The following is a 10,725-nucleotide window of genomic DNA, read 5'->3' on the forward strand; positions in this document are numbered from 1 at the left end:
CCCGCGCGTTCTGTGCGGGACACGGATGAGGGAGGTCGGTGCGCGCCCGGGTGCCGCCGGCCCGCGCGGGGCGGGCCGGTGACCGGGACGTCGGCGGACGGGTCAGGGGACCTTGACGGGGTCGGGTTCGCGGGTCACGTCCGACGCGGGCGACACGACCCGGGAGGTGCGCAGGAAGCGCAGCCGGGGTTCGCCGCCGCCGCGTCCGCCCCTGCGGTGCAGGGTGCGGGCGGCATGGTCGCCGGCGAGCTGGATGAGGGAGATGACGACGGCGAGGACACCCACCGTGATCCACATCAGTTCGTTCTCGAAGCGCAGATAGCCGTAGCGGATCGCGATGTCACCGAGTCCGCCGGCGCCGACCGTGCCCGCCATCGCGCTGTAGCCGATGAGGGCGACGACGGTGGTGGTGGCGCTGGAGAGCAGCGACGGCAGCGACTCGGGTACGAGGACCCTGCGGACGACGGTCCAGGTGTTGCCGCCCATCGCCTGGACGGCCTCGATCAGACCGCTGTCCACCTCGCGTACGGAGGTCTCGACCAGCCGGGCGAAGAAGGGGACGGCGCCGACGGCCAGCGGCACGATCGCCGCCTCACGGCCGATGGTGGTGCCGGTGATCGCCCGGGTGAGGCCCATCAGGGCGACCATCAGGATGATGAACGGCATCGACCGGGCGATGTTCACGATCTGCCCGAGGACCTTGTTGACGACCGTGTTCTGAAGGAGTCCGCCCCGGTCGGTGAGGACGAGGAGGACACCGAGCGGCAGTCCCCCGACCACGGCGATCACCGTGGACCAGCCGACCATGTAGAGGGTGTCCCAACACGCCTGCTCCAGCAGCGGCCACATCTCGGACCAGGTCACTTGGCACCTTCCTTCACCAGGGCGGACGGCTGCTCGGGGATCTGCGCGTCGACCACGTCGACCTGGAGCCCCTGCTCGCGCAGGAAGCCCACCGGCACGACGTTGTCCTCGTAGCGGCCCGGCAGTTCGATCCGCATCCGGCCGACCTGCTTCCCGGCGACGGTGTCCATCGCGGCGCCGAGGATCGAGATGTCGATGTTGTAGGTACGGGAGAGCTGCGAGATGACCGGCTGGGTGGCGGCCTCCCCGTGGAAGGTGACGTCCACGACGGTCCGGTCGGGGCCGGTGGCGTCGCCGCCGACCGGAAAGAGCGCGGCGGCCAGTTCGGAGCCGGGCACGGCGAGCAGTTCGCTGACCGTCCCGGACTCGACGATCCGTCCGTTCTCCATCAGGGCGGCGGAGTCGCAGATCGTCTTGACGACGTCCATCTCATGGGTGATGAGCAGGACCGTCAGTCCGAGCTGGCGGTTGAGGTCGCGCAGCAGCTGGAGGATGGAGCGGGTGGTCTCCGGGTCGAGGGCGCTGGTGGCCTCGTCGGAGAGCAGCACCTTGGGGTCGCCGGCGAGGGCGCGGGCGATGCCGACCCGCTGCTTCTGGCCGCCGGACAGCTGCGCCGGGTAGGCGCGGGCCTTGTCGGCGAGCCCGACCAGGTCCAGCAGTTCGAGGGCCTTGCGGGAGCGGTCCTTGCCCGAGACCCCGAGGATCTCCAGGGGCAGCTCGACATTGTCCTGGACGGTCCGCGAGGACAGCAGGTTGAAGTGCTGGAAGACCATGCCGATCCGGCTGCGGGCCTCGCGCAGCGCCTTGCCCGCGCGGGGGCCGCGTCCGGCGAGCGCCGTGAGGTCCTGTCCGTCGACGGTCACGATGCCGGAGGTGGGGCGTTCGAGGAGGTTGACGCAGCGGATGAGGGAGGACTTGCCGGCGCCGCTCTGGCCGATGACGCCGTACACCTCGCCTTCGCGTACATGCAGGTCGACGCCGTCGATGGCGGTGACCTCGCGTCCGCGGGAGCGGTAGACCTTGGTGAGGCCCTGGGTGGTGATCACTGGGATTCCGTCACTGTCGAGTGCGGGCGCCATGGTGGACGCCGGGCACGGGGCATTCATCTTCGGAACGCGGCACGGTTCTCGGTGTGGCGGTGGCGCGGGGGGAGAAACGTGCGCTCGGGGCGTGCGTGCCGGACGACTCGTGGTCGGGGACACGGCTCAGCTGTCTCGCTTCGGGGCGCGAGGCCGATGGCGGTGCGGGGGCCCTCAGAAGGCGCACATTCGACACATACAAGCAGCACCGGGCGTCATCATCGCCTCGGTCGCAAGGGTGCGGCTGCTCGTCGTGGTCATGTCGGCAAGTAAAGCAGACCTCCGCCCGCTGTCCACCCCCGCTGTCCGTATAGCGGACATCCCTGGACACTCCTTGGACACCCGCCCGGCGGCCCCGGCCCGTCCGCCGGACACCCCGTGGCGCCGCCCGCCACCAGCCGGGACAGGGGGCGGCGGCACCCCGGCCGCCCGTCGACACCGCCCGCCGCGCCCCGGCGGTCCTGGCCGATATGTGGCCAACACCACGATCGTCCCGCCCAGGCCGTGTCCGCCCGGCCCGCGACGCGAGCCGTCCGGACACGGCCCGGGCCGGTGGGGGCGGATACGGTACGGGCCGCCTCGCGTAATAAGGTCGTCGGCATGCTTGCTGCCCTGACGATCGCGACCGCGGTGGCCGCGCTCGTGCTCGCCGCGTGGTGCGGTTTCGCCGCCTACCGCGACCAGCCGACCAAGGACTGGCACTTCATCGGGATGGCCGTGGTGTCGCTGCTCGCACTCGTGCAGCTGGTCGTCGGGATCGTCCAGCTCGCGCGCGGGGAGCGCCCGGAGCAGGGCACGGCGATCTTCGTCGGGTATCTGATCGGCACCGTGTGCTGTGTCCCCGCCGCCGCCCTGCTGTCCCTCGGGGAGCGCACCCGCTGGGGCTCGGTGACGGTCGCCGCGGGTGGTGTGGTCCTCGCGGTCCTCCAGGTACGGCTCTACGACATCTGGGGAGGCTGAGATGACCGTGACCGGAGCACCGCGCGCCGAGGACGGGCGCCGCCGGCTGATCAGCGGACCGGGCACCCTGCTGGTGTGGCTGTACGGGGTGATGGTCGTCGGCGCGGTGTCCCGCTCGGCGGTGCAGATCGCGACGGACTTCGACCGGGCGCCGCTCGCCTACACGCTCTCGGCGGTCGCCGGGCTGGTGTACGGCTTCATCACGTACTCGCTCGTCCGGGGCGGGGAGCGGGCCCGGCGGGCCGCGCTGGTGTGCTGCGCGGCGGAGCTGGTGGGGGTGCTGGTCGTGGGGACCTGGACGCTGCTCGACCCGTCCGCGTTCCCCGACACGACCGTGTGGTCGGAGTACGGCATGGGCTATCTGTTCATCCCGGTGCTGCTGCCCCTGACCGCGATGTACTGGCTGCGCCGCGGCGCGGCGACCCACGCCACCACCTGAGCCGACGCCCGCCACCGTCCGGGCCGACGCCCGCCGGTACCTGCAACCGCGCCCCCGGATCGCCTTCGGCGGAGGCGCGGCCACCCGCGGTCAGGCCGTCCGCGTCAGCAGACCCACGTCCTTGGTGAGGGTGACCAGGGTGAGACGGTCGTCCACCTGGTGCGACCCCACGGGGGCGTAGCCGTGCTTGCGGTACAGCCGCAGGTTCCGGTCGGAGTGATGACCGGTGAAGAGCTGGAAGCGCTTGGCCTCGCGTGCCGTGCGCAGCCGCTCCTCGATGGCGCCGAGCAGCCGTCCGCCGAGACCGTGGCCGCGCATCCGGGGGTGCACGATGAGTTTGCCGATATGGGCGACGCCGTCCTCGTCGACGGTGCCGCGTACCGAGGCGACGACCTCCTCGCCGAGCCGGGCGACGAGCACCTGGCCGGCGTTCAGTTCCGCCCGGATGGAGTCGAGCGGCTGGGTGAGCGGCTCGATGGAGTAGTCGCCGCGGACCTCCGCTTCGCTCTGGTAGCACAGGTACTGCAACTTCAGGATCTGTTCGGCGTCCCGCTCGGTCGCCGCAGAGATGGTCACGCTCATGCCCATGTGCGCATGCCTCCCGCTCACCTGTTCCACCGGTTGTCTAACGCTCCTTTCCCCATGGGTCAGGAGCCGCAACCTCCGCCGCCAGCATTCTGCGCAGACATCCCAGGCATCGGGAACGTTCCGGTCCCAGGCTCCCTTGTGAGATACCCAACTCCCCTGCGATTTCGCGGTACGTCAGGTCCCGGGGCGACAGAAAGGCAGTCATGAGTCGTGCGCAGCGGCCGGGCAGCCGGTGGACGGCGGCGCGCACGGCCCGGTGACGCTCGGCGGTCAGGGCGAGTTCGGCGGGGTCCGGCTGGAGCGGGTCGGACGCCTCGGCGGGACCGGGACGACCCGGGCGGGGCGCCGTTTCGGCGCGGCGGAGCTCCGCGCGCAGCGCGTCCCGCAGCCAGCGCACCGGGTCGGGGGGCGGTCCGGCGGCCCGGGTGTCCTCGGCCAGCCGCAGCCAGAGGGTCTGGGCCAGATCGTCCGGCTCGGTGTCCGCGGCCAGCGCCTCGGCCGCCGCCGCGGCCGAGAGCAGCGGACCCAGGGTGGCCACGAGCCGGGGTGGTACGCGGGGTGTCATGACGCGAGATGTCATACGGACCGGAACGCCGCCGCCCCGGGGCGGGTTGCCGGGACGGCGGGATGTCACCCGGACGGGAACATGTCCGGCGGGACCCGGTCGGGCCGTTTCCGTCAGCGGTCACGCCTCGTCAGCGGTCGAGGAAGTCGGCGCGGGCCAGCAGGGCGGTGTCGGGGTGGTCGGTGAAGATGCCGTCGATACCGGTGGCGAAATAGCGGCGGTACGCGCCGAACACATCCCCGTAGCCGTCGGGCTCGGTGCCCACGCGGTACTCGGCGGGCAGGAAGGGGTTCTCGTTGCGCAGGGTGTAGGGGTGCACGACCAGTCCGGCGCGGTGGGCGTCGGCGACAAGGGTGGTCGGTTCGGTGAGCCGTCCGCCCGCGTCCTTGGGGATGACGAGGTCGAGGGTGGGTCCGATGCCCCGGGCGTACGAGGCGATCCGGCGCAGCTCCGCGGGCCGGACGAGGTCGTCGGTGGTGCGGGGGTCCCCGGCCGTGACGAAATCCCAGGGGCGGGTCCCGGCGGCGGACAGCAGGACGACACCCGGGGTGTCGACAAGTCGGCTCAGCCGCTGGACGCTCGTCGGTTCGAAGGACTGGACGAAGGCGGGCGAGTCACGGCGGTGACGGCCGTGGCGGCGCAGCAGCCGGGCGAGACGTTCCTCCAGGGCGAGGCCGATACCGCGGAAGTAGGTGGGGTGCTTGGTCTCGATGTGCAGCCATACGGGGGCGCCCCGTTCGCGGCCCGCGCGGTCGGCCCAGCGCAGCACCTCCTCCAGGGTGGGGACCGGCCATCGGCCGTCGTGGAGGGTGTTGTGGGGGCGGTTGGCGGGGATGCGTTCCTTGGCGCGCAGGGTCCTGAGTTCGGCAAGGGTGAAGTCCTCGGTGAACCAGCCGGTGACACGGGTGCCGTCGATGGACCTGGTGGTCCTGCGGCCGGCGAAGCGGGGATGGTCGGCCACGTCGGTGGTGCCGCTGATGTCGTTCTCGTGGCGGCACACCAGATGGCCGTCCCGGGTGGGGACGATGTCCTGCTCCACGATGTCGGCGCCCAGATCGAGGGCGAGCTGATAGGCGCCGATGGTGTGTTCGGGGCGGTAGCCGCTGGCACCCCGGTGGCCGATGACGGCGGGTACCGGCAGCGCACCCGCCCCGGGGCGCCCGGCCCCGCGCGCCGTGACGGCCTTGGCGGGCAGCGCTGTGGCGGTGGCGGGCAGCGCTCCCACGGCGCCGATCGCCCCGGCGGTGGCCGCCGCGCCGAGCAGGGCGCGGCGGGCGGGGGCGGCGCCCCGGGCGGGCCGGTCCGGGTGCCGTGCCTCGCCCGTCCCCGTGCGGATTCCCATGAGCGCTCCTCCCGACGGTCCGCGCCGTCCTTCGGCACGGTCTGGCTCCTGGCCCGCTGTCGGCCAGGAGGTGTGCCGATCGTAGGGAGGAGGTGATGACGGGAGAGGAACGTACGGCCGAACCGGAGCGTGCCGTGTGATGGCCGATCGGTGCGGGCCGGGCCGCTGATCGCCCGCCGTGGGAGGTGTGACGGGCGGACGAACGGGTAGTGACAGCGGGCGACGGATGATCAACGACACGTCACTGTTCGGTGAACCCGATGTGCGCGGGCCGGGGCCGCGCGAGTATCGTCCTCACCTGCACGGACTTCGACAGACCGTGACTTGCGCAGTCGTCGAACCCTGACCCCGGAGGGCCTGTTGTCCCGTTTCGCGCTCATCAAGGCAGTGCTCGGACCGATCATGCGCCTGATGTTCCGACTCCGGGTCGAGGGCGCCGGGAACATCCCCGGGACCGGACCCGTCATCCTGGCCGGAAACCATCTGACCTTCATCGACTCGATGGTGCTGCCGCTGGTCTGCGACCGCCAGGTCTTCTTCATCGGCAAGGACGAGTACGTGACGGGCGGGGGGCTCAAGGGGCGCCTGATGGCGTGGTTCTTCACCGGGGTCGGCATGATCCCGGTGGACCGGGACGGCGGCCGGGGCGGGGTCGCGGCGCTGATGACGGGGCGTCGGGTGCTGGAGGACGGCAGGGTCTTCGGTATCTACCCGGAGGGCACCCGCTCCCCCGACGGACGGCTGTACCGGGGCCGGACCGGGATCGCCCGGCTGACCCTGATGACGGGGGCGCCGGTCGTCCCGTTCGCGATGATCGGCACGGACAAGCTCCAGCCCGGCGGCAGCGGTATCCCGCACCCGGGCAAGGTCACGGTCCGGTTCGGTGAGCCGATGGAGTTCTCCCGTTACGAGGGCATGGACCGTGACCGCTATGTGCTGCGGGCGGTCACCGACTCGGTGATGACCGAGGTCATGCGTCTGTCGGGCCAGGAGTACGTGGACATCTACGCCACCAAGGCCAAGGCAGCCTGACCACCCCCGCACCCGCACCCAGGTGCGCGAGGAACCACGCACCCACAGCCGGACCCGCACCCGAGAACCAGCCCCAACCGGGCACCACCCAGGGGCGCGCGGAACCACGCACCCACGAACAGCCCGCACCGCAACAGATACGCCCAGCAGTGGAACCCCAGGTACGCGGGGAACCACGCACCCACAGCCGGACCCGCACCCGAAAATCAGCCCCAACCGGGCACCACCCAGGGGCGCGGGGAACTGCGCACCCACGTCCGGCCCGCACCGGAACAGGTACGCCCAGCAGTGGAACCCCAGGTACGCGGGGAACCACGCACCCACAGCCGGACCCGCACCCGGAGATCAGCACCAGCCGGGCAGCATCCAGGGGCGCGGGGAACTGCGCACCCCCGTCGCACCCGCACCGGGAACAGGTACGCCCAGGAATGGAACCCCAGGGGCCCGAGCCACAACGCCCCCGCACGGGACCAACGACCCGGCCAGTACCCAGTACCCAGCACCCGGCACCCGGCACCCGGCACCCGGCACCCGGAGGGGACCCCGCCCAGGTTCAGGACCGACGGGTCCCCCCGGAGGAATCGGGCGAGGGCGCGGGCGCGGACGGATGACCGGCCCGGGACGCCCCCCCGGAATGACGGGCGGCCCACCGCCCCCTGTGGGCCCGCGACAACGCCGCGGCCCGAGCCGCCGCCACCGGCGGCACACTCCGCGCACCCAGTTCGTCGAGCGCGTCCGCCATCCTCATGGCGAACCGGGCACCGACAGGGGCCAGCCGCCCACTCGCGAGCAGCGTCCCGCATGCCTCCCGTGAGGCGTCCCGCCACCGCGCGAACTCCACCCAGGCCAGCCGCCGCCCGTCCGCGGTCCGCTCGGCGCCGCTCTGCCGGTGCCAGAACAGGGCGACCCCGAGGTGCGCGTACACCCCGTGCAGGAGTCCGCCCAGCGGGCGGGGGTCCTCGCGCCAGGGCGCGTAGAAGTACTCGCCGGGCCGCTCGGCGGTGAGGTCGAACAGGTGGGTGACGGCGGCGAGTTTGTTGTGCTGGAGCTCATGGACGAGGGCCAGCGCGAGGTCCCGGGCGTCGCGCGGGGTGGACAGCCCGGTGCAGCCGAAGGTCTCGTCGGAACTCCCGGCGGCGTCCCGGCCCGGGGGCGCGAGGACGGGGACGACGGCCCGGAAGGTCGCCTCCGTCTCGGCGAGCGGGCCCGGGTGCGCGGCGCGCAGCAGCCGCCGGGCGTCGGCGAACGTCCGCCGCCAGTGGGCCCATTGAGCGGCGGGCAGCCGTCCCGTGCCGGGCGCGGCGGGGAAGGCGTCGGGGTCGATGTCGTCCAGCAGCAGCGGTGTCCGGCCGGGTGCCGTCAGCAGTGGCCGCAGCCCCAGCCAGCCCGTGCCGGACACGGGGTCCGGGCCGGGGCGGCCGGTGTCCGGGGGGACCCGTACCCGCCGGCCGGCCGCCGTCACGCTCGCGCCGCCGGGGCCGACGCGGACGGTGGCGGGCTCGCCGTCGGGCACGCCGTCGAACAGGGCGGCGCCGAGGGACGGCAGCAGCAACCGGCCGTGGCGGACCGGCAGCGTCACCGTGACGGGCAGGTTAGCGCGCAGGGCCCCGGCGACGGCGGTGGCCAGCAGCGGGTCGGCGCAGGGTACGGCGTCGGTGGCGCCGACGAGCACGCTCAAGGACCGCAGTTGGGCCGGGCCGACGGAGGGGTAGGTCAGTACCTCGCGGGCCACGTCCGGCGCGGTGCCGTGGACGCGGGACAGCAGCGACCAGGCCGTCAGGGCCGCCGCGGCGACGGGGGCCGAGTGGTCCCGCGCGCGGGCGACGACCTCGCGGACCAGCATCAGCCGGCGGCTGTACTCGGCGCGGCGCAGCAGTACGGCCGCTTCCCGGCCGCCCTCGCCGGACGCGATCCGGTCGAACAGGGCACCGCTCATCCGGTGAGGCGACGGCGTCACGGCCCGTCCGCCGGGCCGGCCGGGCCGCGGTGGGCGAGCAGTTGTCCGAGGTCCCCGGTGAGCCGGGCGCCCACGTGTCCGATGAGGGCGGCGAGGTCGGGGCAGTAGACGCTGGGGTTGGCGAAGGCGGAGCCGTCGTCGCGGTAGCGGTGGGTGGTGTGGCCGCCGCCGCAGACCCGGTGCAGCGGGCAGGCCCGGCAGGTGCCGGAGAGCCCGGCGGGGCCGGGGAGGGGTTCGCCGGGTGCGGCGGGGCGCAGGGCGCGGTCGAAGGGGTCGCGGGCGACATGGAGTCCGGTGGTGATGGCGCCGGGGTAGGCGGTGCGCAGGGTCGCGTCGCGTCCGATGGCGCCGTCGGTCTCGACGACGGCGTAGCCGACGGGTGCGAGGCCGAGGCCCTCCACCCGGGCCCGGCCGCCGAGCAGCAGGGTGATCAGCTCCTCCAGCAGCCGGACCCGGGTCCGGCGGACGGGCGCGCCGAACCATTCCTCGAACACGGCGATGAGCCACCGGGCGTACGGGGTGTCCGTGCCACCGGGGCGGCGGCCGGGCGGGGGGATGGACCAATTGCCGTGCGGGAGCAGGAAGTCGACCATCGGCGGGTCGTAGCTCAGCAGATGGCGGTAGGTCTCCACGGGGTCGTTGCGCAGGTCGATGGTGCAGAGCAGCCCGCCGAAGAGGGGGCGGTACGGTCCGTCGGCGAGCCGCCGCACGGCCGCGGCGACCTGGTCGTGGCTGCCGCGGCCGTCGGCGCGGCGGCGGTGCCGGTCGTGGGCGGCGCGGTCGCCGTCCATGCTGACGCCGATCCGGACGCCGAGTCCGGCGAGGACGGCGAGGTATGCCTCGTCGAGGCGGACGGCGTTGGTCTGCACGGTGACGTCGAGCCGGATCGCGGGGTCCAGTGCCCGGCGCAGGACGTGGACGGTGCGGGTGAGGGCGGGCGGGCCCGCGAGCAGGGGTTCGCCGCCGTGCAGGACGACGGTGACCGCGTCGAGCCGGTGGGCCGCGGCGTGTTCGGCGATACGGTCCGCGGTGCGGTCGACGACGGCGGGTGCCATGACGCGGGGCTGGGTGCGCCAGCTCTGGTCGACGCTGCGGTACATGTAGCAGTAATCGCAGGCGAGGTCGCATCTGCTGTGGATCTTGAGAATAAAGGAATGAAAAGGGGGAACAGGGTTTTCCGTGCCACTCGTGGACTTCCCGGGAACATCTCCGCGGGTCACCGTTGTCCCCGCTTCGTCGGGTCGGGCCGGATTCGCGTCCTGCACCAGGCGTGCACTCCTCAAGACGATCGTGGCTCGCCGTGTCCGCCGGAAACTGCGGATTCAGTATTTTCAGTGGCTCGTGCCAGCGTCAAGACGGCAAATCGGCCGTCGTGGCCGGGGAAACGGGAGGCTCGCCCGGAGCCGTCGGACAAGGAGCCACCGCCGCCCCGGCGCACGCCGGGCGGACAGGCGGGCCGGACCGTGCGGCGGCCGGGCGTCGGCCGGCGGGGGCGTCGGCTGGCCGCCGGGCCGGGCGGTTGGCTACGATGAATCCCCTTCGCCATAAGGCACTTGATCCGCCCCGTCCGGGCTTACCCTGGTTGCTCCGCTGCTCCGCGTGCCGTGTTCTTCCCCGTGCGAGAAGGGTGGGCGATCCCGACATGGCCGATCCGGCCAAGATGCTCGACGATCTCGATTCCCTGCTGGTGAACCTGTCCGAGCTGACATTCGACGATGTGGCACGGCTGCCCGATTCGGCACTCGGCTGTGTGCTGCGCAGACTTCATGAAGCCGCGCACGCGCCGGACCGTACCTTCGCCGCGGACTACAAGGATTCCATTAGCGTCCTGGACGGTGAGTTTCCCGGCAACCCCCGATGACCCCGGACCCGCGCGTTATCCGGCCGCCGAGCAGCCGG

11 protein-coding genes are annotated in these 10,725 nt (G+C 72.8%); 4 read left to right on the forward strand and 7 right to left on the reverse strand.

Going from position 1 to position 10,725, the window contains the following annotated elements:
• Positions 1-102: 102 nt before the first annotated feature.
• Both AB852_RS23455 and AB852_RS23460 read right to left on the reverse strand, forming a co-directional pair.
• On the reverse strand, positions 103-864 hold the full coding sequence (locus AB852_RS23455) for a methionine ABC transporter permease (RefSeq protein WP_073792156.1): 762 nt from the start codon (positions 862-864) through the stop codon (positions 103-105).
• A complete protein-coding gene (locus tag AB852_RS23460) occupies positions 861-1,910 on the reverse strand; it encodes a methionine ABC transporter ATP-binding protein (protein ID WP_073792158.1) in 1,050 nt (349 codons plus the stop codon). The genes AB852_RS23455 and AB852_RS23460 overlap by 4 nt, the downstream gene beginning before the upstream one ends.
• Before the next feature lie 633 nt (positions 1,911-2,543).
• Here AB852_RS23460 and AB852_RS23465 point away from each other — a divergent pair.
• Positions 2,544-2,903: a hypothetical protein gene (locus tag AB852_RS23465; protein ID WP_073792159.1), complete on the forward strand. Its 360-nt coding sequence runs from the start codon at positions 2,544-2,546 to the stop codon at positions 2,901-2,903.
• Position 2,904: 1 nt separating this feature from the next.
• Complete coding sequence (locus AB852_RS23470; protein WP_073792160.1) at positions 2,905-3,342, forward strand: hypothetical protein; 438 nt, start codon at positions 2,905-2,907, stop codon at positions 3,340-3,342.
• A gap of 90 nt (positions 3,343-3,432) precedes the next feature.
• Here AB852_RS23470 and AB852_RS23475 read toward each other — a convergent pair whose 3' ends face one another.
• From AB852_RS23475 to AB852_RS23485, 3 genes are all read right to left on the reverse strand, one after another.
• Positions 3,433-3,930, reverse strand: a complete 498-nt coding sequence (locus tag AB852_RS23475; protein WP_073792161.1) for a GNAT family N-acetyltransferase — start codon at positions 3,928-3,930, stop codon at positions 3,433-3,435.
• A gap of 37 nt (positions 3,931-3,967) precedes the next feature.
• A complete protein-coding gene (locus AB852_RS23480) occupies positions 3,968-4,495 on the reverse strand; it encodes a sigma-70 family RNA polymerase sigma factor (RefSeq protein WP_073792162.1) in 528 nt (175 codons plus the stop codon).
• Positions 4,496-4,625: 130 nt separating this feature from the next.
• Positions 4,626-5,837 carry a glycerophosphodiester phosphodiesterase gene (locus AB852_RS23485; RefSeq protein ID WP_073792163.1) on the reverse strand — a complete coding sequence of 404 codons (1,212 nt, stop codon included), beginning with the start codon at positions 5,835-5,837 and terminating at the stop codon, positions 4,626-4,628.
• 411 nt (positions 5,838-6,248) lie between these two features.
• Here AB852_RS23485 and AB852_RS23490 point away from each other — a divergent pair, with 411 nt between their 5' ends.
• Positions 6,249-6,869 carry a lysophospholipid acyltransferase family protein gene (locus tag AB852_RS23490; protein ID WP_237542937.1) on the forward strand — a complete coding sequence of 207 codons (621 nt, stop codon included), beginning with the start codon at positions 6,249-6,251 and terminating at the stop codon, positions 6,867-6,869.
• A gap of 553 nt (positions 6,870-7,422) precedes the next feature.
• On the opposite strand, the gene AB852_RS23495 is transcribed toward AB852_RS23490, so the two are convergent.
• Both AB852_RS23495 and AB852_RS23500 read right to left on the reverse strand, forming a co-directional pair.
• Positions 7,423-8,805 (reverse strand): HEXXH motif domain-containing protein, encoded by a 1,383-nt coding sequence (locus AB852_RS23495; RefSeq protein WP_073792164.1) that lies wholly within the window; start codon positions 8,803-8,805, stop codon positions 7,423-7,425.
• 17 nt (positions 8,806-8,822) lie between these two features.
• Complete coding sequence (locus tag AB852_RS23500; RefSeq protein ID WP_425444187.1) at positions 8,823-10,091, reverse strand: FxsB family cyclophane-forming radical SAM/SPASM peptide maturase; 1,269 nt, start codon at positions 10,089-10,091, stop codon at positions 8,823-8,825.
• A gap of 362 nt (positions 10,092-10,453) precedes the next feature.
• Here AB852_RS23500 and AB852_RS23505 point away from each other — a divergent pair, with 362 nt between their 5' ends.
• Positions 10,454-10,687, forward strand: a complete 234-nt coding sequence (locus AB852_RS23505; protein WP_143201266.1) for a hypothetical protein — start codon at positions 10,454-10,456, stop codon at positions 10,685-10,687.
• Positions 10,688-10,725: the final 38 nt, after the last annotated feature.

It is taken from the genome of Streptomyces uncialis, assembly GCF_001905345.1.
Classification (GTDB): domain Bacteria; phylum Actinomycetota; class Actinomycetes; order Streptomycetales; family Streptomycetaceae; genus Streptomyces; species Streptomyces uncialis.

Bases quoted from the DNA above. Each gene is read 5' to 3' on its own strand.
- AB852_RS23495 (WP_073792164.1), bottom strand. From the start codon at position 8,805: ATGAGCGGTGCCCTGTTCGACCGGATCGCGTCCGGCGAGGGCGGCCGG.
- AB852_RS23480 (WP_073792162.1), bottom strand. From the start codon at position 4,495: ATGACACCCCGCGTACCACCCCGGCTCGTGGCCACCCTGGGTCCGCTG.
- AB852_RS23465 (WP_073792159.1), top strand. From the start codon at position 2,544: ATGCTTGCTGCCCTGACGATCGCGACCGCGGTGGCCGCGCTCGTGCTC.
- AB852_RS23485 (WP_073792163.1), bottom strand. From the start codon at position 5,837: ATGGGAATCCGCACGGGGACGGGCGAGGCACGGCACCCGGACCGGCCC.
- AB852_RS23470 (WP_073792160.1), top strand. From the start codon at position 2,905: ATGACCGTGACCGGAGCACCGCGCGCCGAGGACGGGCGCCGCCGGCTG.
- AB852_RS23475 (WP_073792161.1), bottom strand. From the start codon at position 3,930: ATGGGCATGAGCGTGACCATCTCTGCGGCGACCGAGCGGGACGCCGAA.
- AB852_RS23490 (WP_237542937.1), top strand. From the start codon at position 6,249: ATGTTCCGACTCCGGGTCGAGGGCGCCGGGAACATCCCCGGGACCGGA.